21 protein-coding genes and 1 pseudogene are annotated in these 22460 nt (G+C 69.7%); 14 read left to right on the forward strand and 8 right to left on the reverse strand.

The features are described 5' to 3' along the window. Positions 1 to 74: 74 nt before the first annotated feature. Both Y590_RS07765 and Y590_RS07770 read right to left on the reverse strand, forming a co-directional pair. Positions 75 to 785 carry a site-specific integrase gene (locus Y590_RS07765; RefSeq protein ID WP_144439947.1) on the reverse strand — a complete coding sequence of 237 codons (711 nt, stop codon included), beginning with the start codon at positions 783 to 785 and terminating at the stop codon, positions 75 to 77. Then, positions 706 to 1728 (reverse strand): DUF4102 domain-containing protein, encoded by a 1023-nt coding sequence (locus Y590_RS07770; protein WP_144439948.1) that lies wholly within the window; start codon positions 1726 to 1728, stop codon positions 706 to 708. The genes Y590_RS07765 and Y590_RS07770 overlap by 80 nt, the downstream gene beginning before the upstream one ends. 334 nt (positions 1729 to 2062) lie before the next feature. On the opposite strand from Y590_RS07770, the pseudogene Y590_RS25590 reads away from it, so the two are divergent. Both Y590_RS25590 and Y590_RS07775 read left to right on the forward strand, forming a co-directional pair. Further along, a pseudogene (locus Y590_RS25590) lies at positions 2063 to 2406 on the forward strand (integrase core domain-containing protein); the annotation flags it as partial. Next, the gene (locus tag Y590_RS07775) at positions 2397 to 3797 is read left to right on the forward strand and encodes a nucleobase:cation symporter-2 family protein (protein WP_083530810.1); all 1401 of its coding nucleotides are present in this window, start codon (positions 2397 to 2399) and stop codon (positions 3795 to 3797) included. The pseudogene Y590_RS25590 and the gene Y590_RS07775, both read left to right, overlap by 10 nt. A 46-nt stretch (positions 3798 to 3843) precedes the next feature. Here Y590_RS07775 and hpxZ read toward each other — a convergent pair whose 3' ends face one another. The 4 genes from hpxZ to Y590_RS07795 all read right to left on the reverse strand — a co-directional run bounded on the left by hpxZ (position 3844) and on the right by Y590_RS07795 (position 6645). Beyond that, a complete protein-coding gene (hpxZ, locus tag Y590_RS07780) occupies positions 3844 to 4251 on the reverse strand; it encodes an oxalurate catabolism protein HpxZ (RefSeq protein ID WP_060769347.1) in 408 nt (135 codons plus the stop codon). Further along, positions 4248 to 5663, reverse strand: coding sequence for an AtzE family amidohydrolase (locus tag Y590_RS07785; RefSeq protein ID WP_060769348.1), 1416 nt, complete (start codon positions 5661 to 5663; stop codon positions 4248 to 4250). The genes hpxZ and Y590_RS07785 overlap by 4 nt, the downstream gene beginning before the upstream one ends. Continuing rightward, positions 5660 to 5863, reverse strand: coding sequence for a DUF4089 domain-containing protein (locus tag Y590_RS07790; protein WP_060772204.1), 204 nt, complete (start codon positions 5861 to 5863; stop codon positions 5660 to 5662). The genes Y590_RS07785 and Y590_RS07790 overlap by 4 nt, the downstream gene beginning before the upstream one ends. Positions 5864 to 5964: 101 nt before the next feature. Further along, positions 5965 to 6645, reverse strand: coding sequence for a cysteine hydrolase family protein (locus Y590_RS07795; protein WP_060769349.1), 681 nt, complete (start codon positions 6643 to 6645; stop codon positions 5965 to 5967). A gap of 507 nt (positions 6646 to 7152) precedes the next feature. Here Y590_RS07795 and Y590_RS07800 point away from each other — a divergent pair. From Y590_RS07800 to Y590_RS07855, 12 genes are all read left to right on the forward strand, one after another. Further along, the gene (locus Y590_RS07800) at positions 7153 to 8148 is read left to right on the forward strand and encodes a hypothetical protein (RefSeq protein ID WP_060769350.1); all 996 of its coding nucleotides are present in this window, start codon (positions 7153 to 7155) and stop codon (positions 8146 to 8148) included. Between the two features lie 24 nt (positions 8149 to 8172). Further along, the gene (locus tag Y590_RS07805) at positions 8173 to 9537 is read left to right on the forward strand and encodes an 8-oxoguanine deaminase (RefSeq protein WP_060769351.1); all 1365 of its coding nucleotides are present in this window, start codon (positions 8173 to 8175) and stop codon (positions 9535 to 9537) included. After that, positions 9537 to 11153: an ABC transporter ATP-binding protein gene (locus tag Y590_RS07810; protein ID WP_060769352.1), complete on the forward strand. Its 1617-nt coding sequence runs from the start codon at positions 9537 to 9539 to the stop codon at positions 11151 to 11153. Before Y590_RS07805 ends, Y590_RS07810 begins: the two co-directional genes overlap by 1 nt. 62 nt (positions 11154 to 11215) lie before the next feature. Further along, positions 11216 to 12307: an ABC transporter permease gene (locus Y590_RS07815; protein ID WP_060769353.1), complete on the forward strand. Its 1092-nt coding sequence runs from the start codon at positions 11216 to 11218 to the stop codon at positions 12305 to 12307. After that, complete coding sequence (locus Y590_RS07820) at positions 12304 to 13230, forward strand: ABC transporter permease (protein WP_060769354.1); 927 nt, start codon at positions 12304 to 12306, stop codon at positions 13228 to 13230. Before Y590_RS07815 ends, Y590_RS07820 begins: the two co-directional genes overlap by 4 nt. 199 nt (positions 13231 to 13429) lie before the next feature. Continuing rightward, positions 13430 to 14536 (forward strand): BMP family ABC transporter substrate-binding protein, encoded by a 1107-nt coding sequence (locus Y590_RS07825; protein ID WP_060772205.1) that lies wholly within the window; start codon positions 13430 to 13432, stop codon positions 14534 to 14536. Positions 14537 to 14640: 104 nt separating this feature from the next. Beyond that, positions 14641 to 15798, forward strand: a complete 1158-nt coding sequence (locus tag Y590_RS07830) for an ABC transporter permease (protein ID WP_060769355.1) — start codon at positions 14641 to 14643, stop codon at positions 15796 to 15798. Between the two features lie 22 nt (positions 15799 to 15820). Continuing rightward, the gene (locus tag Y590_RS07835) at positions 15821 to 16741 is read left to right on the forward strand and encodes an ABC transporter permease (RefSeq protein WP_060769356.1); all 921 of its coding nucleotides are present in this window, start codon (positions 15821 to 15823) and stop codon (positions 16739 to 16741) included. Positions 16742 to 16750: 9 nt separating this feature from the next. Beyond that, positions 16751 to 17779, forward strand: coding sequence for a formamidase (locus Y590_RS07840; RefSeq protein WP_060769357.1), 1029 nt, complete (start codon positions 16751 to 16753; stop codon positions 17777 to 17779). Further along, positions 17776 to 18495, forward strand: coding sequence for a biuret amidohydrolase (biuH, locus tag Y590_RS07845; RefSeq protein WP_060769358.1), 720 nt, complete (start codon positions 17776 to 17778; stop codon positions 18493 to 18495). The genes Y590_RS07840 and biuH overlap by 4 nt, the downstream gene beginning before the upstream one ends. A 7-nt stretch (positions 18496 to 18502) precedes the next feature. Continuing rightward, positions 18503 to 20047, forward strand: coding sequence for an ABC transporter ATP-binding protein (locus Y590_RS07850; protein ID WP_060769359.1), 1545 nt, complete (start codon positions 18503 to 18505; stop codon positions 20045 to 20047). A 476-nt stretch (positions 20048 to 20523) separates the two neighbouring features. Next, positions 20524 to 21597 (forward strand): BMP family ABC transporter substrate-binding protein, encoded by a 1074-nt coding sequence (locus Y590_RS07855; RefSeq protein WP_060769360.1) that lies wholly within the window; start codon positions 20524 to 20526, stop codon positions 21595 to 21597. Between the two features lie 75 nt (positions 21598 to 21672). Here the strand turns inward: Y590_RS07855 and Y590_RS07860 are convergent, their stop codons facing one another. Together Y590_RS07860 and Y590_RS07865 are read right to left on the reverse strand one after the other, a co-directional pair. Continuing rightward, a complete protein-coding gene (locus Y590_RS07860) occupies positions 21673 to 21942 on the reverse strand; it encodes a hypothetical protein (RefSeq protein ID WP_060769361.1) in 270 nt (89 codons plus the stop codon). Positions 21943 to 22013: 71 nt separating this feature from the next. After that, positions 22014 to 22220, reverse strand: a complete 207-nt coding sequence (locus Y590_RS07865) for a hypothetical protein (RefSeq protein ID WP_060769362.1) — start codon at positions 22218 to 22220, stop codon at positions 22014 to 22016. Positions 22221 to 22460 lie beyond the last annotated feature (240 nt).

Below are 22460 nucleotides of genomic sequence, written 5' to 3' on the forward strand. Positions count from 1 at the left end.
GAAGCACGCGTATTCGCGCATCAGTTATCCGCCACGTCTCAAGCCGAAGACGCAAAGGAGGCGAATCTCTAAAGCTACCTATCGAGAGGCACAATCGTACCCTGTCGCAACGCCTCGCCGAATGTCTTCGTCTCGTGTTCATAGGCAGCAAACACTGCCTCCGTCCAAAGGCGCATTCCCTTCATCTTCAAGGGAATGCGTTGTGCTTTGCTGTAATGGAGGCGGGTGACCGCCATCATGCGATCCGCCATCTTCGCGTCCGTCTTGCGGTCGTCGGCGTGCGCCAGGATTGCCGAGCCCGCACCGCCCATCTCCTCCTCGTCGAGGAAGGTCGCGAGCGACCGCCGGACATCGTGGGGAGTCCATTCTTCGATCCCGTACTTTGCGAAGAGGCTGTCGGACGTCGTCCGCGAAAACCCGCTTCGCGGCGTCGGTCGACGGCCCGTCCGGCGCTGGGTCTCGGCTTTGGGCCTGCGCTTGTAGCGGACACCGCGAAGTCGTCGCAGCAGTCCTTCCACTCCCGCGCTGCTGACATGTCCGACGCCCTGGCCGCTCGGAAAAAGCCACCGGCTCTTTCCGCCTTCGGCATAGGACCGGTACGCCTCAAGGATCGCGATCCCCTTCTCCGGGACCGGAAGAGCGTGCGGCCGCCGGCTTCCGAGCACGCTTTTCATCTCGTCGGCGGTCCAGTTCAGCGTCCGCCAATCAGGATCCGGTTCGGCAAGATCGAAGATGCGGTTGGCTGGAGTTCCAACGAGTTGCGCGATCCTCTGGGCGGTCAGCACGATGGCCCACAGCGCTCCAACTGTGCCGGCGGCGACCTGGCGGCGTAGTGTCCCGTAGATGCTCGACCAGCACCAACGTGCGCGCGAGGTCGGAGACGGTCGGCGATCTCTCCACCGATCCCGTCTTATGCCGGAACTTCCAGCGCGACCACCACGCGACCTCGTCACCCTTGAAGCCACAGTAACCCGACCGTTCGCAGAGCGCCCATTCCATCATCGCCTTCGTCTGGCAGACCGTCCGCCAGATCATCGACTTCGGCATTCCAGCGCTCTTCATGCGCGCCTCCGCGGCGGTAAAGTCAGCGAGGCAGAGCTTCGGCACCTCTACCGCTTCCAGTGCCTCAAAGGCGGGGTTGTGCAGTATCGCCGCGTACTGGGACACCCAGCGGGGGGACATGTCCGCGGTTCTCTCCTCGATGAATGCCTTGCGCAGGTAGTGGAAGGTCCAGACGTCTCCGGTCATGGGCACCTCGGGACCGTTGAAGGTCCCCTCTTCGTCGATCCACGCCTTATTGTTCGCGTAGTAAAACGCCTCGCCTCCGCGGGCGTCGAGGACGCCCCTCATCACCTTGATGTACGTACGGCCGTCCGACTTCAGCCGGTCGACCTGGGCGGCGCCACGGCATAGTTCGCGGGCAATGGAGAGGGAGGTGTCCTGGACACTCCCAAGGCGGAACGTCCTGAGTCGGCCGCGAAGGAACCAAGTCGCCGACTTGGGTCGCAGGCGCAGCACGAGCCCAGGTTCGCTCGCGTCCCTCCACTCGATCATCGTTCCTTTAAGACGGCCGCCATCGACGTATCGCTTGGCCTGCACCACGATGTCGTTGGTCATCACCACGGTCACGCTCTCGAGAGGCATTACGACCTTCGTTCCGTCGCCCGCTGCCGGAAGCCGGACAGGGGGGCAGGGCTGGAACCGTACCTTCGTTTCGCCCTCGCTCATCGGTGCCTCCGTACAACGGGCCCCGTACAACAGAATGCTACGGGATACGCCCCCTCATACAATCGCTAAACACATGAAGATCAACGACTTGAAGCCGATAAACTTGTCTCGATTTAATTCGCCTAAACTCCGGATCTCGATCGACTCTGCTTCCCAAGCTGAATGTCGTCGGTTCGATCCCGATCGCCCGCTCCACCAAATCCCCGATCAAAGCAATGCGTCGGCCAGTTCTTCGAGGACGCTGCCCGGAATCCGGTCGTGCCTTGCACGACCTCTGTACCATCCCTCAGCGCAGCGCTCTGTCGCTCCCGGTCGTCAAGGCGGAAGACGCAGACTGAAGGTGGAACGGCGCATCAACGGTCTCAGCGTGATCGATGCGCTGGCTGACGCGATGTGCCTGGGCGGCATCCCCGAGCACATCGGCGGCGACGATGGTCCTGAGACGATCTCGAAGGCGCTGCGCAAGTGGGCGCCAAGACGGGGCCGCAGATCCAGGACATCGCGCCGGGCGCGCCGCGGGAGGACAGGTCTTGCGAGAGCTTCGACGGCAAGCTGCGCAACGAGTGCCTGCGACAGGAGATCGTCTGCTCGCCGAAGGCGGCACAGGCCGTGGTCGCTCTTTGGCACAACACCTGCAGCCGTGCCCGGATGTTCGGAGCATCTCCCCCATGGTGTTGATGGCGTCTTCCCCGCCGGATTCCGCGTCCGAGATCGAAGGTCGGGTGGCCCTTAGGCCCGAGGAACGGGTTCCCCCCGCGGCCCTCGGTCTGCTCGGGCTGCAGCACGTGCTCGTGATGTATGCGGGCGCCGTGGCGATCCCGCTCATCATCGGCCGGGCGCTCAACTTGCCGCCCGAGCAGGTGGCCATGCTGGTCAGCGCCGACCTGTTCGCCTGCGGGATCGTCACGCTGATCCAGAGCTGGGGCCTGCCCGGCATCGGCATCCGCATGCCGGTGATGATGGGCGTCACCTTCGCGGCCGTCGGCCCGATGCTCTCCATGGGCACGAACCCGGCGATCGGCCTCACCGGCATCTATGGCGCCGTCATCGCCTCCGGCCTGTTCGGCCTCGTCGCCGCACCGGTGATCGGACGCCTCCTGCCGCTGTTCCCGCCGGTCGTGACCGGCACCATCATTCTGGTCATCGGCATCTCGCTGATGCGGGTCGGGGTGAACTGGGCCGCCGGCGGCCTTGGCAACCCGAACTACGGCGCCCCCGTCTATCTCGGCATCGCGGCCTTCGTGCTCTGCGCGATCCTCGCCATCACCCGCTACGCCACGGGCTTCGTCGCCTCGGCCTCGGTGCTGATCGGGATCGCGCTCGGCATGGTGCTGGCCGGCTTTGCCGGGCTGGTGGAACTCGACCGTGTCGCCGCGGCGCCCTGGTTCGACATGGTGCGCCCCTTCGCCTTCGGCTGGCCGAGCTTCGATCCGGTCTCGATCGTCACCCTGTGCCTGGTGATGATCGTCGTGATGATCGAATCGACCGGGATGTTCCTGGCCCTGTCGCAGATCACCGCCGACCCGGTCGACGAGCGGCGGCTGACGCGCGGCCTGCGCGCGGACGGGCTCGGCACCGTCATCGGCGGCATCTTCAATACCTTCCCCTACACCTCGTTCTCGCAGAATATCGGGCTCGTCGGCGTCACCGGCATCCGCTCGCGCTGGGTCACGGTGGCCGCGGGCTTCATCATGCTCGGCCTCGGACTGGTCCCGAAGCTCGCAGCCCTGGTCGAGGCCGTGCCGCCATGCGTGCTCGGCGGGGCCGGCCTCGTGATGTTCGGCATGGTCGGCGCGACCGGCACGCGCATCCTCGGCGGCGTCGATTTCGCGCGCAACCGCAACAACCTGTTCGTTGTCGCGGTCTCGGTCGGTTTCGGCATGATCCCGCTCGTCGCGCCGAACTTCTTCAAGCAGATGCCGCACGCGCTGCATCCGCTACTGGAATCGGGCATCCTGCTCGCTGCGATCTCGGCGGTGGGGCTGAACCTGTTCTTCAACGGATTCGGCGACAGGGCGGAATCCCGTGAGGCGGCGATCCGTCAGGCCGAGGTGGCGCAAGCCCACTGACGTCACCGCGGGCCCGTCGCAATCGATCAGGCCCCCGGCCGCCGGGTCAGAGGGCGCTCGCGTCCCCATCGGTCGCGTCGTCGATGACGCTGACATGGGCCGCCACCACCTTCCATCCGTCGGGAAAGCGCAGCCAGGTCTGGCTCTGGCGTCCGACGCGGCCGGGGGCCGCCTCGCGCCGGAACAGCGTCATCGCCACGGCGCAGTCGCGGCCGAAGGTGGTGATGACGGTGCCCGAGAGGTCGCGGGCGAGGCCCTGCGAGGGCCGCGCCCGGCGGAAGGCGCGGATCGCGTCCATGCCGTAGAGGTTCTCCGCCGCGCCGTAGCGGATCGTGCGGGGATCGTCGTGGAACAGCCGTTCGAGCGTCGCGACGTCGTTGCTCACGAGCGCCGCCTCGTAGAGCGCGAAGACCCCCTCGACCTCGGCCTTCACCGCGGGATCGTCGATGATCATCGCGTGTCCTCCACTGCCGCGACCGGCGCCCGGACCGCGCCCTCGCGTTCGAGGTGATGCGCCACCCGCAGGCAAAGCGCCTCGTTCCAGGGCGCGGCGATGACCTGCACACCGAGCGGCAGGCCGCCGTCGAGCCAGACCGGCACCGCGGCCACGGGCAGGCCGATGAACGAGATCGGCTGCGTGAACACGCCGATATTGGGCCGCACCGGCATTTCGACGCCGTCGAGGACGAAGGTCGTCTGGCCGGAGCGCGGTGCCCGGACCGGCGTGCTCGGCGCGAGGATCACATCGACCTCGCGGAACAGCGCCAGCACAGCGTCGCGATACCAGCGGCGGAACAGCTGCGCCCGCTCGACGAAGGGGGCGGGCAGCATCGCCCCGGCGATGAGCCGGTCGCGCACCGCCGGATCGAAATCGCCGGCCCGGCCGCGCAGCCGGTCGAGATGCAGCGCGGCGCCCTCGGCCGCGGTGATCAGGTACGCCGCCGCCCGTGCGCGGGCCGCCTCCGGGATCGCAATGCTGCGGCGCGCGCCCAGCGCGCGGGCGACGTGCGCGACGGCGGCGAAGGCGTCCGGGTCGCCCCCTTGCGCGAAGTAGCCTCCGGCCACCGCGATGCGCAGATCGGCGACGCCCCGGAAGAGGTCCGGCGCCGCAGGCTCGGCCGGGCGGGGCGCCATGGCGGGGTCCTCGGGATCGGGGCCCTGCATCGCGTCGTAGGCGAGGGCGAGATCGCGGCTCGAGCGCGCCATCGGGCCGAGATGATCGAGGCTGCCGACGAAGGGGAAGCTCCCGGCCCGGCTCAACCGCCCGTAGGTGGGCTTGAGCCCGAAGCAGCCGCAGAAGGCGGAGGGCACGCGGATCGAGCCGTTGGTGTCCGAGGCCAGTGCGACCGGCACCAGGCCGGCGGCCACCGCCGCGCCCGATCCGCCGGACGAGCCGCCGGACATGTAGCCGAGGGCGTGCGGATTGCGGGTGTTGCCGTCGTGGATGTTCTCGCCGGTGAAGTCGTAGGCGTACTCGCCCATGCCGAGCGTCCCGACCAGGATGGCGCCCGCCGCCTCCAACCGCCGGACCAGGGCGGCGTCTCGGGAGGCCGGCGCCCGCTCGCGATTGATCCGCGAGCCCGCCCGCGTCGGAAGCCCGGCGACGTCGAACAGGTTCTTGACCGCAAACGGCACTCCGGCCAGGGGGCCGAGCCTGTCGCCCCGAGCCTGCGCGGCGTCGAGGTCCGCGGCGCGGGCGGTGGCGCGCTCGGCCAAGCGCTCGGTGAAGCTGTTCACCGCCGGGTCGATGCGGGCGATGCGATCCAGCGCGGCGGCGACCACGTCGCGGGCGCTGACCGTCCCCGCCGATACGGCCCCGGCAATGTCGGCGGCCGGGGCGCGGCTCCAATCCGTCGTCGCGCTCACGCCGTGTAGACCGGCGCCGCCTCGGCGGTGTCGGGCAGCGGGAACCCACCGACGAGCGCTGCCGCCGCGTGGAGCACCCGCAGGTTGGCGACGACCGACCCGGTCCAGGCCGGATCAAGGGTGAGGCCCAGCAGGGCTGCCGCCGCGGCGGCGTAGGTGTCGAGATCGGGCGTCGGCGTCTCCGCAGCGTGATCGGTCATCGGCATCCTCGGGGATCGGGCGCTTCGTGGCCGGTCCGGTGCAATGGCCGCGCCACTCCGGCGGGGCCCGCCCACGGCGCGTTCCGCCGTTCAGGAGCGGCTCACGCTTGGCCGAGGGCGGCGGTCACCGCGGTGGAGCGCGAGACCCAGCCGAAGATGCCGCCCTGGGCCTTGATCATGGCGAGGCCCGCCTCGTGAAAGGCCGGAATGTACGAGCCGCAGGCATCGGCGACGACGACGCAGCGATAGCCGCGGTCGTTGGCCTCGCGCACGGTGGTGTGCACGCAGACTTCCGTCGTCACGCCGCAGACGATCAGGGTCTCGATGCCGCGTTCCTCCAGCAGGGCCGCGAGCCCGGTCGCGTAGAAGGCACCCTTGCCCGGCTTGTCGATCACCGGCTCGCCGCCGAGGGGGGCCAGTTCGGGGACGATGTCGTGGCCGGGCTCGCCGCGGATCAGAATGCGGCCCATCGGGCCCGGCTCGCCGATGCGCGCCGTCGGCGCGCCGCGCTCCAGCTTGGCCGGCGGGGCGTCCGAGAGATCGGGCGCGTGTCCCTCGCGGGTGTGGATGACGAGGAGGCCGGCCGCGCGCGCGGCGGTCAGGACGGCGCGGGCGGGCGGCACCGCGGCGGCGAGCAGCGAGACGTCGTTGCCCAGGCTCTCGCCGAAGCCGCCGGGTTCGAGGAAGTCGCGCTGCATGTCGATGACGACGAGGGCCGTCCGGGCCGGATCGAACGGCAGGGGTGCGGGTTCGGCGTCGAGAAGGGGCCGCGGGGCGGGCATGGGCTACCTCGGAGCGATCGCGCGGGGCCGTAGGCCGGAGCGCGTCCGGGCCGCCGCGATGATGGCGCTCGGCTCCCGAAAAATCGTGCCCGATCATCGTCTCCGATGCACGAAGTGTCGTCAGGCTGGCGCCGGGCTGTGCATCCGGCGGCGGCATACCGTCGGCTCCCGTCGCATCGCGCGAATGGCCGTGCTCGCAAACGGCGTCCACTCCGCGGTCCTGCCGGCATCATGTTCATGACATGCGCAGCATGAGCGGATGGTGGGCGGCCTGGAAAAGGTTCCATGGGGGCCCCGTCGCGATGAAGGCTCGTCCGCCAGCGCCTGCCGGCTGTAAAAAGGAGTCCTGATCCCGGCCATGCACTGGCGACCCAGCCCGGCAAGTCCGAGAATGTGTTGCGGATTTGTGACTTGTGCTGCCGCGCCGGCGCCGAGGGCCGCGGCCTGCATTGTGTTGGCACCCCCGTTGCTGCCGCCCGATCCACGGAAGGTCCGGGAGAACGAAGAATGTCGGTTCGAGGGCTTGCAGCGGTTGCGCTGTCGCTATTCACGGTCGGTACGGCGGTTGCGGCCGATCTCGGGGAGAAGCGGGCTCCCGAGGCGGTGGCCGCGAAGGAAGTGCCGTTCTTCCTCTTCGCGGACACGCAGGTCAGCTACCGCTACCAATTCCCGACCGTCACGCCCGGCATCCAGATCCAGCGCCCCGACGGCAGCTTCCGCTCGCGCGAGGCGCCCAAGCACATCCTCAACATCTCGCACGCGGATGCCTGGGCCTACGGCACGAACTTCTTCACCCTCGACATCCTGAAGTCCGGTTCGCAATTCCCCGCCGGCACGACCAACGCGCCCGGCGGCATTCCGACCTTCGCCGATTACGGAAACACCGAAGCCTACGGCCTCTACCGCGGCACGCTCAGCCTGAACGCCCTGACCAACACCAAGGCCTTCATGGTACCGGGCATCGTCAAGGAGGTGTCGCTCTCCTTCGGCTTCGACGCCAACTCGCAGAACGACGCCTTCGGCTCGAAGAAGCGCGACGTCGTCGGCGGCCTGAACTTCGCCTTCGACGTGCCGGCCGGCTTCCTGAACCTGTCGGTCCACGCCTACAAGGAATGGAACCGCAACGGCTTCAACACGCAGCCCGACCGCGACCAGAGCTTCAACACGGTCCCCGAATTCGAGATCGTCTACAGCCTGCCGCTGACCTTCACCGGCCTGCCGCTGACGCTGGCCGGCTTCAACAACATCGTCCTGCCCAAGGGCCGCGGCATCAGCAACAACCCCGCCGCCTTCGCCTTCAACCCGCCGCGCGGGCTGGAATTCCTGTCGCGCACCAACCTCGTGCTCGATCTTGGCAAGCTCGTCTACGATCAGCCCAACAAGGTCGATGTCTTCATCGGCTTCCAGTACTGGCTGAACAAGTTCGGCAATCAGGAGACGGCGACTTTCAAGGGCACCGAGGAAAAGAGCTTCCTCGCCGGCGTCGCCTTCCACATCTTCTGATCCCCGACAGGAACACGAGGCCGGATGATGGAACCGAGCGCCCGCCCCCGCCGTCTCTGGCTCCGCGATCCGTTGGCAATCCTCGCGGACGGGGCCGGCGGCGGGCTCGTGGTGGAGGGTACCCGCATCGCCGAAGTGGTGGCCGCGGGCGCCCGGCCCGCCCACCCGGTCGATGAGACGTTCGACGCCTCGCGCCACGTCGTCATCCCCGGCCTCGTCAACACGCATCACCACTTCTTCCAGACGCTCACCCGCGCGCACCCGATCGCGATCAACAAGCCGCTCTTTCCCTGGCTTCAGGCGCTCTACGGGATCTGGCCGAGGCTGACGCCGGACGCCTTCCGGCTGGCGACGCGGCTCGCCTATACGGAACTGCTGCTGTCGGGCTGCACCACGGCGGGCGACCACCATTACCTGTTCCCGCGAGGGCTTGAGGCGGCCGTCGACATCCAGGTCGAGGAGGCGCGCAGCCTCGGCATCCGCGCCTTCGTCACCCGCGGCTCGATGAGCCTGTCGGAGAAGGACGGCGGCCTGCCGCCCGAGACGCTGGTGCAGGACGACGACACCGTCCTGGCCGACAGCGAGCGGGTGCTCGGCCTGTTCCACGATCCCGCGCCCGGCGCGATGGTGCAGATCGGGCTCGCCCCCTGCTCGCCCTTCAACGTCACCAAGCGGCTGATGCGCGAGAGCGCGGCCCTGGCCGAGCGCCACGATTGCCGCCTGCACACCCATCTCGGCGAGACGCTCGACGAGAACGCCTTCTGCCTGGAGGCGTTCGGGCAGCGCCCGGTCGATTATCTCGAAGAGGTCGGCTGGATGGGGCCGCGGGCCTGGCTCGCCCATGGCATCCACTTCAACGACGAGGAAGTGAGGCGCCTCGGCGCGGCGGGCGTCGGCGTGTGCCATTGCCCGACCTCGAATATGGTCCTCGCCTCGGGCCAGTGCCGGACCTGCGAGCTGGAGGCGGCGGGTTCCCCGGTCGGCCTCGGTGTCGATGGCTCGGCCTCGAGCGACAGCTCGAACCTGATGGAGGGCGTGCGCCACGCCCTGATGATCAACCGCCTGACCTACGGCGCCGAGGCGGTGACCCATCTCGACGCCCTGCGCTGGGCGACGGAGGGTTCCGCCGCCTGCCTCGGGCGCAAGGATATCGGCCGGATCGAGCCCGGCCGCGAGGCGGATCTGGCCTTGTTCACCCTCGACGAACTCCGCTTCTCCGGCGCCCACGATCCGCTCGCGGCGCTCGTGCTGTGTGGGGCTCACCGGGCCGATCGGGTGATGGTGGCGGGGCGCTGGCGGGTGATCGACGGGCAGCCCCTCGGCCTCGAGACCGGGCGCCTGCGCGAGGAGCACGGCCGGCTGGCACGCACCCTGTTCGGAACGGCGTGATGGCGGCCGCATCCGCTGTGCCGGGTCTGCGGGAAGGCCCGACCCCGCTCTTCGGGGCCTACGGCATCGTCAAGCGCTTCGGCGCCTTCACCGCCAATGACGGCATCGATCTGGAGATCCGCGCCGGGGAGATTCACGCCCTGCTCGGCGAGAACGGTGCCGGCAAATCGACCCTGATGAAGATCCTCTACGGCCTCCTGGAGCCGACGGAAGGCGTCGTCACGCATCAGGGCGACATCGTGCGGCTGGCGAACCCCGAGGCCGCGCGGGCGCTCGGCATCGGCATGGTCTTCCAACACTTCTCGCTGTGCGAGAACCTGACGGTCGCCGAGAACATCGCCCTCGTCATGCCCGCCGGGCTGACGGGCCGGGCGCTGGCGGAGCGGATCGCCCGGCTGGGCAAGGATTACGGCCTGCATCTCGATCCCGCGCGGCCGGTCTGGTCGCTCTCGGCCGGCGAGCGCCAGCGCATCGAGATCGTGCGCTGCTTGCTCCAGAACCCGAAGCTCGTGATCCTCGACGAGCCGACCTCGGTGCTGACGCCGGGCGAGGCGGAGGTGCTGTTCTCGGTGCTGGAACGCCTGCGCGACGAGGGCCGCGCCGTGCTCTACATCTCCCACCGGCTCGACGAGGTGCGCCGCCTCTGCACCCGGGCGACGATCCTGCGGGGTGGCCGGGTCGTCGGCGCCTGCAATCCGCAGGCGCAGACCGCTCGCTCGCTCGCCGCGATGATGGTCGGCACGGGGGTGAGCGAGGTGCGGCCGAAGGCGGCCCGCGCGGGCCGCGCCGAGCGCCTCGTGCTGGAGCGTCTGTCGCTGCCCGCGCCCGGCCTGCACGGGACGCCGCTGCGGGACATCGCGCTCTGCGTCGCGGGCGGGGAAATCCTCGGCATCGCCGGCATCGCCGGCAACGGGCAGGCGGAGCTGTTCGACGTCCTGTCCGGCGAGAGCCGGGCCCCGGCGGCCGGGGCCGTGCGCCTCGACGGCCGGGCGGCGGGCCAGCTCGGCGTCAATGCCCGGCGCCGGCTCGGAGCCGCGTTCGTGCCCGAGGAGCGCAACGGCCACGCCGCCGTCCCATCCATGACGCTGTCGGAGAACGCGCTGCTCTCCCGCCACGCCACAGCGCCACTCACTTGGCTGGGCCTGCTGCGGCTTGGCGCAGCGCGGGCGCTCGCCCGGCGGGTGATCGACGCCTTCGACGTGCGCGGCGCCGGCCCGGACCCGGCGGCCGGCACGCTCTCGGGCGGCAACCTGCAGAAATTCGTGGTGGGGCGCGAGATCCTGGCCGAGCCGGGCATCCTCGTCATCAACCAGCCGACCTGGGGCGTCGATGCCGCCGCCGCCGCCCATATCCGGCAGGCCGTGCTCGATCTCGCCGGCCGCGGTGCCGCGGTGATCGTGATCAGCCAGGATCTCGACGAGCTGTTCGAGATCGCGGACTCGATCGCCGTCCTGCATGCCGGCGCGCTCTCGCGGCCCGTCCCGACCGCTGCGACCAGCCGCGCGGCCCTGGGGCTCCTGATGGGCGGGGCCGGCGAGCCGGAGCCGCAGTCCGGCGAACCACAATCCGACGAACCTTCGACACCTGCGATCCGAACCGCCGCGCCGGTGCATTGAACCCCTGCCGGACCCGATCCCCCTACGTGCGAGAGCCGAGCCAGGAATGAACGGGATGCGCGATGCGCCTTGATCTCCTCCCCCGCGCGCGCCGGTCGCCCTGGCTCGACCTGCTCGCGCCCGCGCTCGCCTTCCTCGCCGCGGTCCTGATCGGCGGGATCGCGGTGGCGGCCCTCGGCGTCCCGCCGGAACAGGCCTTCCTCACCTATTTCGTTGCGCCCTTGAGCGAGGTCTGGTCGCTGCAGGAGGTCGCGCTGAAGGCCGCGCCGCTCGCCCTGATCGCGACCGGTCTCGCCTTTTGCTACCGCGCCAACCTGTGGAACATCGGGGCGGAGGGCCAGTACGTGGCCGGCGGCCTCGCAGGCGGCTGGGTCGCGGTCGCCGCGCACGGTTTCCAGGGGCCCACCTTCTGGATCCTGCCCGCGATGCTGCTCGCCGGCACGTGTGCCGGCATCGCCTATGCGATGATCCCGGCGCTGCTGCGGGTCAGGCTCGGCGTCTCGGAGATCCTGACCAGCCTGATGCTCGTCTACGTCGCGCAATTGCTGCTCGACTACATGGTGCGCGGGCCCCTGCGCGATCCGCAGGGCTACAACTTCCCGCAAAGCGTCGGCTTCGAGGACGCCGCCCGGCTGCCCTTGCTGATGGAGGGCGAGTCGCTCCATGCGGGCGTGCTGATCGGCCTTCTGGGAATCGTGCTGGCGGCCCTCGTCCTGGCGCGCACCCTGTTCGGCTTCGAGGTGCGCGCCGTCGGCGCGAGCCCGCGGGCGGCGCGATTTGCCGGCTTCTCGGATGCGCGCCTGACGCTCTCGGTCTTCGCGATCTCCGGCGGCGCGGCGGGTCTTGCCGGCATCTGCGAGGTGGCCGGGCGGATCGGCCAGCTCCAGCCCGAGATCTCCCCCGGTTACGGTTTCACCGCGATCATCGTCGCCTTCCTGGGGCGCCTCAGCCCGCCGGGCATCCTGCTTGCGGCGCTCGTCATCGCCCTGACGACGATCGGCGGGGAGGGGGCGCAGATCGACCTGAAGCTGCCGCTCGACCTGACCCGCGCCTTCCAAGGGCTGCTGCTCTGCCTCGTGCTCGGGGCCGATGTGCTCACGCGCTACCACGTTCGGATCGTGCCGGGCGGCGCGAGCACGCGGGTGACACCATGAGCCTCGACATCGTCCAGATGGTGCTCGTCACGGTGCTGGCGGCGGCCACCCCTTTGATCCTGGCCGCCATTGGCGAACTCGTCGTGGAGCGCGCCGGCGTGCTCAATCTCGGCGTCGAGGGCATGATGGTGTTCGGCGCGGCCGCCGGCTTCGCCGTCGCCACCGAGACCGGATCGACCGGGCTCGGCGCCCTCGGCGGGGCCGGAGCGGGCCTGCTGCTCGCCGCGCTGTTCGGCGTTCTCACCGTGGGGCTGGCGGCCAATCAAGTCGCCTCGGGACTGGCCCTGACCATCCTCGGGCTGGGGCTCTCGGGCCTCGTCGGCGCCGGCTATGTCGGGATGAAGCGCGATCCGGCGCCCCATCTCCACCTGCCCGGCTTCACCGACCTGCCGGGGATCGGCCGGCTGCTGTTCGGACAAGACGCCTTCGTCTACGCGGCCCTCCTCCTCGTCGCGGGGGTGTGGTGGTTCCTCTGGCGCACCCGCGCCGGGCTGACGCTGCGCGCCATCGGTGACGATCACACCGCGACCCACGCCCTCGGGCTCAAGGTGCGCAAGGTCCGTTTCCTCGCCGTTCTGTTCGGCGGCGCCTGCGCCGGGCTGGCGGGTGCCTACCTGTCGCTGGCCTACACGCCGTTCTGGGCGCCAGCGATGACCGCGGGACGGGGCTGGATCGCGCTCGCGCTCGTGGTCTTCGCCTCCTGGCAGCCGCTGCGGGTGGCCGCGGGGGCGTTGCTCTTCGGCGGGGCGACCGTGCTTCAGCTCCACGCCCAGGCCGCGGGTCTCGGCCTGCCCGGCCAGTTGCTCTCGGCGGCCCCCTACCTCGCTACCATCCTGGCGCTGGTCCTGCTGTCGCTCGGCCGGCGCCGGGGCGGCTCGCTGGCGCCGGCCGCGCTCGGCCGCGTCTTCGCCCCGAGTCGATGAGGCGTGCCGCCCCGGAGGATGGTTGGCGCGAAAGGATGCATGGGCGGACGTCTTTTTGGGCGCATCATCCGATTCGACAGGATTTTCCCTGACGGTTGATCGGAGTTTCGGTGCTGAAACTTTGCTCTTTTCTCCGCCTGGAACCGGGTCAATGCTGGCCAAGATTGTGCAGCCGGCCTTGAAAGACGGATCACGCCTCGTGTCAGCCCATTCTTTCTCCCGCAGGCACCTGCTCGGCGGTGCGGCCGCCCTCTCGCTCGGCGCGCTGCCTTTCGGCCGCGCCCGGGCCGCCGGCCCGCTCACCGTCGGCTTCATCTATGTCGGGCCGAAGGACGATTACGGCTACAACCAAGCCCACGCCCAAGGGGCTGCCGCCCTCAAGGCGATCCCCGGCCTCCAGGTCGTCGAGGAGGAGAACGTCCGCGAGACCACCGACGTCCAGAAGTCCATGGAGAGCATGATCAACCTGGACGGGGCGGGTCTCATCTTCCCGACCTCCTTCGGTTATTTCGACCCGCATGTGCTGATTGAGGCCAAGAAGAACCCGAAGGTGCAGTTCCGCCATTGCGGCGGCCTCTGGACCGAGGCGAACCCGAAGAACGCCGGCTCGTATTTCGGCTACATCGCGCAAGGGCAGTACCTGAACGGCATCGCCGCCGCCCACGCCTCGAAGTCGAAGCGTCTCGGCTTCGTCGCCGCCAAGCCGGTCCCGCAGGTGCTCAACAACGTCAACGGCTTCCTCCTCGGCGCGCGCAGCGTCGACCCGTCCATCACCCTGCAGGTGATCTTCACCGGCGAATGGTCGCTCGCGGTCAAGGAGGCGGAGGCGACCAACGCGCTCATCGACGGGGGCGCCGACGTGATCACCTGCCACGTCGACGGCCCCAAGGTCGTGGTCGAGACCGCCGCGCGGCGCGGGGCCTTCGTCTGCGGCTACCACGCCGACCAGTCGGCGCTCGCCAAGGACAAGTACCTGACCGGCGCCGAGTGGAACTGGGCCTCGATCTACAAGGGCTTCGTCGCCGACATGCAGGCGGGCAAGGCGCCCCCGAACTTCGTGCGCGGCGGCCTGCCGGACGGATTCGTGAAGATGAGCCCCTACGGGCCCGCGGTGTCCGAGGCGGCACGCCGCAACGCCGACGCGGTCAAGGCCGAGATGATGAAGGGCGGCTTCGCCATCATCAGGGGCCCGCTCAAGGACAACAAGGGCAACGAGATCGCCGGCCCCGGCACGGCCCTGGCCGAGAACGCGATCGAGCTGGAGAAGACCAACTACCTCGTCGAGGGTGTGAAGGGCTCGGCCTGATGCGGCCCCCGCCGTCGCGCGGTGCGGGCGAGCCTGCGCATCGGGGTGGGGCGGTGAGGACGGCCTGGCACGGTTTCTGCCGCTCGGCGGGCGAGGACTGAGCGATGGCCGCTGACACCACCGCCCCTGCACGGCCGCTCGTGGAGAGCACCGTGAGCAGCCCGGACCATCCGCCGGCCTCGCTCCAGGCCCGGGCCTGGCTCGCGCGCCGGGCCGAGGCCCTGGCGATCCCGATCGGAGCGGTCATCGCCGGCTTCCTGCTGTTCTCCCTCTTCCTCCTCGCCCTCGGAAAGAGCCCGCTCGCTTTCCTCGACCTCGTCTGGCGCGGCGGCTTCGGCTCGCCCTTCGCCCTTCAGAACAGCCTGCAGCGTGCCGCGCCCCTGCTGCTCGCCGCGCTCTGCGTGGCTCTGCCCGCCCGGCTCGGACTCGTGGTGATCGGCGGCGAGGGCGCGATCGTGCTGGGAGGCGTCGCCGCGGCGGCTGCGGCGCAGCCGCTCCAGGGTTTTCCACCGATGCTCGCGGTGCCGCTGATGGCACTCGCCGCGGCAGGGGCCGGGGCGGCCTGGATCGGCGCCGTCGGCGCGCTGCGCGCCTATCGCGGCGTCAACGAGACCATCGCGAGCCTGCTGATGTCCTACATCGCGATCGCGCTCTCGAACCACCTGATCGAGGGCCTGCTGCGCGACGCCGGCAGCCTCAACAAGCCCTCCACCTGGCCGATCGGCGAGGCGTTCGCTGTCGGCCCCATGCCGGGCCTGGAGGTTCACTGGGGCCTCGGCATCGGCATTCTCGCCTGCCTGGCCGCCTACGGGCTGACCGAGCGCACCACGATCGGCTTCGCCGCGCGCATCGCGGGCGGCAACGTGCGGGCCGCGCAGATTCAGGGATTGCCGGTCGGGCGGCTCGTCGTCGGCTTCACCGCGCTCGGCGGCGCCTGCGCGGCGCTGGCCGGCTTCTTCGAGGTCGCGGCGGTGCACGGCAACGCCAACGCCTCGCTCAATGCGGGCTTCGGCTATACCGGCATCCTCGTCGCCTTCCTCGCCCGCCACAATCCCCTGGCGATCCTGCCCGTGGCCTTCCTGCTCGGCGGCATCGAAGCCTCGAACGGGCTGATCCAGCGCCGGATGCAGCTGCCCGACGCCACGGTCCTCGTGCTCGAAGGGCTGCTCTTCCTCGTCGTGCTCGTCAGCGAGACGCTCTACGGGCGCTTCAAGCTGTTCAGCCCGCATCTCTGGGCCGAGAAGCGCGGAGCGGCGTCGTGAGAGCCGGTAGGGGGCCGACGGAATGAGCGACGATCTCGGCCTGGGAACCGTGCTGCTCGCCGTGATCGGCGGGGCGATCCGCGTCTCGACGCCGTTCCTGTTCGTGAGCCTCGGCGAGACCATCACCGAGCGCTCGGGACGCATCAATCTCGGGCTGGAGGGCATCCTCGTCTTCGGGGCGATGTCGGCCTACGCCACCGCCGTGCTGAGCGGGAGCCCGTGGGCGGGCGTCGCGGTCGCGGGACTCGCGGGCGGCGCCTTCGGTGGGCTGCACGGCTTCATCTGCCGCTTTCCCCGCGTCAACGACGTGGCGATCGGCATCGCTCTGATGCTGTTCGGCTCGGGCCTCGCCTTCTTCCTCGGAAAGCCCTTCATCCAGCCCTCGGCCCCGCCGCTGCCGGCGATCCCCCTCGGCTTCTGGTCCGATCAGCCGCAGGTGCAGGCGGCGCTGCGCGTCAACGTGCTGTTCCTGGCCGGTGCCGCGCTGGCGGTGTTCCTGTGGTGGGCCTTCCGCAACACGAAGGCCGGTTTGATCCTGCGCGTCGTCGGCGACAGCGCGGAGGCGGCGCGCGCCATGGGCTACGACGTCGACCGCGTGCGGCTTCTCGCGACCGCCGTCGGCGGCGTGCTCGCCGGGATCGGCGGCGCCTATCTCTCGCTCTACTATCCCGGCTCCTGGAACGAGGGCATCTCGTCCGGGCAGGGTCTGATGGCGGTGGCACTCGTCATCTTCGCCCGCTGGAATCCGCTCGCCTGCTTCGGGGCGGCCCTGATGTTCGGCGGCGCCGGGGCGCTCGGGCCGGCCCTGCAATCCGTCGGCATCTCGCAGGGCTACTACCTGTTCTACGCCGCGCCCTACGTCCTCACCCTGGCGCTCCTGATCGCCACCTCCTCGCCGGACCGGGCGCTGACGGGCGCACCGGGCGAATTGTCCCTCAAGTAAGGTCGCCTCATGAATGGTCTCGGTGGACTGAACAAATCCCCGAACGGCGTCGTCATCGGCCTCGTGCAGCTTCAATTGCCGACCATCGCCACGCGGGCCGACATCGCGGCACAGACCGACCGCATCGTCGCGATGGTGGCCAAGGCCCGCGCAAATCTGGCGACGATGGATCTGGTCGTCTTTCCCGAATACGCGCTGCACGGCCTGTCGATGGACACCCGTCCCGAGATCCTGTGCACGCTCGACGGGCCCGAGGTTTCCGCCTTCAAGCGGGCCTGCCGCGACAACCGGATCTGGGGCTGCTTCTCGATCATGGAGGCCAACCCGAACGGCAACCCGTTCAATTCCGGCCTCATCATCGACGATACGGGCGAACTGAAGCTCTATTATCGCAAGATGCACCCCTGGGTGCCGGTGGAGCCCTGGGAGCCGGGCGATCTCGGCATCCCGGTGATCGAGGGGCCGAAGGGGGCCAAAATCGGCCTCATCATCTGCCACGACGGCATGTTCCCCGAGATGGCGCGCGAATGCGCCTACAAGGGCGCCGAGATCATGATCCGCACGGCCGGCTACACCGCGCCGATCCGCGAATCCTGGCGCTTCACCAACCAGTCGAACGCCTTCTGCAACCTGATGGTGACCGCCAACGTCTGCATGTGCGGTTCCGACGGCACCTTCGACTCGATGGGCGAGGGCATGATCGTCAACTTCGACGGCGCGATCATCGCCCACGGCACCACCGGCCGCGTCGACGAGATCATCACCGCCGAGGTGCGGCCGGATCTGGTGCGCGAGGCGCGGGCGCATTGGGGCGTCGAGAACAACATCTACCAGCTCGGCCACCGCGGCTACACGGCGGTGAAGGGCGGCGCGGGGGACTGCCCCTACACCTACATGCACGACCTCGCCGCCGGCCGTTACCGCCTGCCGTGGGAGAATGCGGTGCAGGTGACGGACGGCACGTCGTGCGGTTTCCCCGCCCCGACACGTGCCTATGGTGAAGACCCGACGACCCCGGCTCGGGAGGCGGCGGAATGAGCGTCATCCCCTTCCCCTCCACCGATGCGAGCGACGGGGGACGCTTCGTCGCCGCCGAGCCCTATCCCTGGCCCTATGACGGCTCGCTCGATCCGAAGACCACGGCGCTCGTCATCATCGACATGCAGACCGACTTCTGCGGCAAGGGCGGCTACGTCGACGCCATGGGCTACGACCTCGCCCTGACCCGCGCGCCGATCGAGCCGATCGGGCAACTCCTCGCCGCCGCGCGGAAGGGCGGCTACCCCGTGATCCACACCCGCGAGGGCCATCGGCCGGATCTCGCGGATCTTCCCGCCAACAAGCGCTGGCGCTCGCGCCGGATCGGGGCCGGCATCGGCGATCCCGGCCCCTGCGGGCGGGTGCTGGTGCGCGGCGAGCCGGGCTGGGAGATCATCCCGGAACTGGCGCCGCTGCCGGGCGAGATCGTCATCGACAAGCCGGGCAAGGGCTCGTTCTGCGCCACCGACCTCGAACTGATCCTGACGACGCGGGGCATCCGCAACCTGATCCTGACCGGCATCACCACCGATGTCTGCGTCCACACCACGATGCGCGAGGCCAACGACCGCGGCTTCGAATGCGTGATCGTCTCCGACGGCACCGCCGCGACCGACCGCGGCAACCACGAGGCGGCCCTGAAGATGGTGACGATGCAGGGCGGCGTGTTCGGCGCGGTCGCCTCCTCCGCGGCGATCCTCGCGGCGATGGGCTGAGGCCGCCATGGCGAGTGCTGCCTCCCTCTCCGGCGCCCTCGGCGTCGAGACCATCGGCATGACGAAGCGCTTCGGCGACTTCACCGCCCTCGACGACGTCTCGATGAAGATCGAGGCCGGCGGCTTCCACGCCCTGCTCGGCGAGAACGGGGCGGGCAAATCGACCTTCGTCAAATGCGTGATGGGCTTCTACGCACCGACCGCCGGCTCCGTCCTCGTCGATGGCCGCGAGGCCGAGATCACGGGGCCGAAGGGCGCGCAAGGGCGCGGCCTCGGCATGGTCTACCAGCATTTCACGCTGGTGCCCTCGTTGACCGGCGCCGAGAACCTCGTCATCGGCCGGGCCGACGCCCCCGCCATCCTCGATTGGAAGGCCGAGCGCGCAGCTTTGGCCGACTTCATGGCCCGGATGCCGTTCCGGTTGAACCTCGACCGGCCGGTGGCGGAACTCGCGGCGGGCGAGCGGCAGAAGCTCGAGATCGTCAAGCAGCTCTACCTCAAGGCCCGGTTCCTGATCCTCGACGAGCCGACCTCCGTGCTGACGCCGGCCGAGGCCGAGGAGGTGCTGGGCCTGCTGCGCGGCATGGCCGATGCGGGCGCGCTCACGGTGCTGATGATCAGCCACAAGTTCCGCGAGGTCGAAGCCTTCGCCCGCACGCTCAGCGTCCTGCGGCGCGGGCGGCTCGTCGGCGGCGGCGCGGTCGGCGCGCTCTCGCGGGACGACATGGCGGCGATGATGGTGGGCGAGCGCACCGTGCGGACGGTCGCCGCGCGGGTCGGCGAACCCGACCCGGAGCGCGAGATCCTGCGGGTGGACGGCCTGACCGCCACCGATGTCTCCGGCCTGCGGCGGATCGATGTCGCGGATCTGCGCGTGCGCGCCCACGAGATCGTCGGCATCGCCGGCGTTTCCGGCAACGGGCAGAAGGAGCTCGCCGACGTGCTCGGCGGCCAGATCCGCGCGACGGGTGGGCGCGTGACAGTGCAGGGCGAGCCCTATCGCGGCACGCGGGCGCAGAGCCGTCGGCAGCGGGTGCGCTTCATTCCCGAAGAGCCCCTGCGCAACGCCTGCGCGCCGCGGATGTCGGTGGCCGAAAATCTCGCCTTCCGCGCCTTCGACCGGCGCGGCGACGATCCCGCCGGTGCCCCGACCCTCTGGCTCGACCGACGCGCCATGAGCCGACGGGCGAAGGATTTGATCGCCCGCTTCAAGGTCAAGACCGCCTCCTCGGAGGCGCCGATCGCCACGCTGTCGGGTGGCAACGTGCAGCGCGCCGTGCTCGCGCGCGAACTCACCGACCCGGTCGACCTCCTGATCGTCGTCAATCCGTGCTTCGGCCTCGATTTCGCGGCGGTCGCCGAGATCCGCTCCCGCATCGTGGCGGCGCGCAACGCCGGCGCCGCCGTGCTGCTGATCAGCGAGGATCTCGACGAGATTCTGGAACTGTCGGACCGCGTCTGCGTGATGTCGGACGGACGCCTCGTCTACGAAACGCCCGCCGCGGCGGCCGAGGCCGGGGTGATCGGCCGCCACATGGCGGGGCATCACTAGGTCGGGGACTGCTTCAGGTTCACGGGGTCAAACCTTGATCCGCTTGGTGAGCATTACAGTTGCGTTCGATGACGGTTTGGTTGGGAGTTTGCCGTGTCGGGCGGCTGGCGCTGTCGCCGTCGTTTTGCGCCGGAGGCACGGGGTTTGAGGTGCGCTTGGCGCGCGGCCGCCTGATGCGCTCGTTCGCCAGGGCGACGATGCGATGACATGGGCGGGCTGGATGCGCCGTCTCAGGGGACGCTGCCCGGCAGCGCCGGATCGGCATGGCTTTGACGCCAGACCGGCGCATCGATCCCCATGCCCAAAAACCGGCCGAACCGCTGATTGTCATCGATCGGCTCCATCGGCATCCGCTCAGCGCTTCCCGCTCCCGCGGCCTGTCCTGGCCCTGGTCTTGCTCTGAAATCCCCTCGGGCGCCCATGCGCAGCGCCGGCAAGCCGCGGCGGGCAACGCCGTCGAAAAGGGGCAGACATTCATGATGGGCAGCATCGTCACGCGCGTGGCCGGGGCACTTCTGTGCGCGGCCGTCGCGGCGGCTCCGGTGCGGGCGGCGGACAAGCTCAAGGTGGGCTTCGTCTATGTCGGCCCGGTCGCCGATTACGGCTATTCCTACCAGCACGACCTCAGCCGCAAGGCGCTCGCCGAAGCGCTGCCCGGCCAGGTCGAGACGACCTTCCTCGAGAACGTGCCCGAGGCCGACAGCGAGCGCTCGATCGAGAAGCTCGCCCGCTCGGGCGCCGGCCTGATCTTCACGACCTCCTTCGGCTTCATGGAGCCGACCCTGAAGGTCGCCAAGAAGTTCCCCAAGGTGAAGTTCGCCCACGCCACCGGCTACAAGCGGGCCGATAACGTCTCGACCTACTCGGCCCGCTTCTACGAGGGCCGCTACATCTGCGGGAAGATCGCCGGCAAGCTGTCGAAGTCGGGCACCGTCGGCTACATCGCCTCCTTCCCGATCCCCGAAGTCGTGAGCGGCATCAACGCCTTCATGCTCGGCGCGCAATCGGTCAACCCGGACATCAAGATCAAGATCGTCTGGGTGAACACGTGGTTTGACCCCGGCAAGGAGGCGGAGGCCGCCAAGGCGCTCCTGGCCCAAGGCGCCGACATCCTGACCCAGCACACCGATTCCGCCGCGCCGTTGCAGGAGGCGGAGAAGGCCGGCAAGCTCGCCTTCGGCCAATCCTCCGACCAGTACCGCTTCGCCCCCAAGGCGCAGCTCACCTCGATCGTCGACGATTGGAACGGCTACGTCATCGCGCAGACCAAGGCCGTTCTCGACGGCACGTGGAAGAGCGGGGACACCTGGGCCGGCATCAAGGACGGCATAGTCGTGCTGGCACCCTTCACCAACATGCCCGACGACGTGAAGGCGCTGGCCGAGGAGACCAAGAAGGGGATCGTCGAGGGCAGGATTCACCCCTTCCAGGGGCCGGTGCTCAAGCAGGACGGCTCGGTCGCGGTGAAGGAGGGCGATCAGGCCCCCGATCCGATGATCCTCGGCATGAACTGGTATGTGAAGGGGATCGACGACCGGCTGACGCAGTAGAAGCGGGCGCAAATCCCTGAAAAAGGAGGCGCCGCCGGGGCGATCCGGCGGCGCCTCTTCGCGTTTCGATGCCCGTCAGGGACGCGGCCGGGGCGGCAGACGGCGCTCCTCGGCCGGGGGCGGGGCCGTCTCCACCGGCACGCCGGTGCCGGGTGCGGCCGGGATCGCCTCGCCCGAGCGGAACGCCTCCCGCTCGTTCGGGAGGGCGGCTGCCCCTTCCGTGCCGCCCGGGGCGGTCGCTCCCGGGCTGCCGGCCGGGGCACCGGTGGATCCCTGGGCGAAGGCGGCACCGCCCAGGCCCGCGAGGACGCCCAGGGCGAGCGTGGCTGTCGTAATGAGACGCATGGGACGGACTTTCCGGTTGCGGAGGCGGGAGCGGGCGATGTCGCCGGGCGGCAGGACCCTTGGGATGCGCCTCACCGATGACGCTTCCGGTGCGAACGGGCGGTCTTTCCGCGCCGTCCGCCCGGAGCGGTGACGCGCGATTGGCCGGCCGAGGGCGTCACCGTGCCCTGCGCACGGGCACCAGGGGCGGTGACGACGCCGCTGCCGAGGCAGAAGGCTGCAACGAACCAAGCGAGGAGGGGCAGGCCGAGGCCGAGAAAGGTCCGTCTCACGCGCATTGTCGAGGCTCCCGTGGGGCCGTCGCGGCCACCCTTTGCGCTGTTGGCGTGAGCAAGGGCCGTGCCGCCGGAACCGTTCAAGCAGCTCACTCGGGAAGCCGCTGCCGCGGACGTAACGCCCGCGGCAGCGGCTGACCGTAAAGGTAAAGAATGTGTTTCACGTGAAACAGGCCGCTCGGGCCGCCGCGCCTGTGGGCGTGAAAGTCCGCGTGTCGCCAGGGTTCGTCAGGCCCGTCCGGT

This window comes from Methylobacterium sp. AMS5 (assembly GCF_001542815.1).
In the GTDB taxonomy this organism is placed as follows: domain Bacteria; phylum Pseudomonadota; class Alphaproteobacteria; order Rhizobiales; family Beijerinckiaceae; genus Methylobacterium.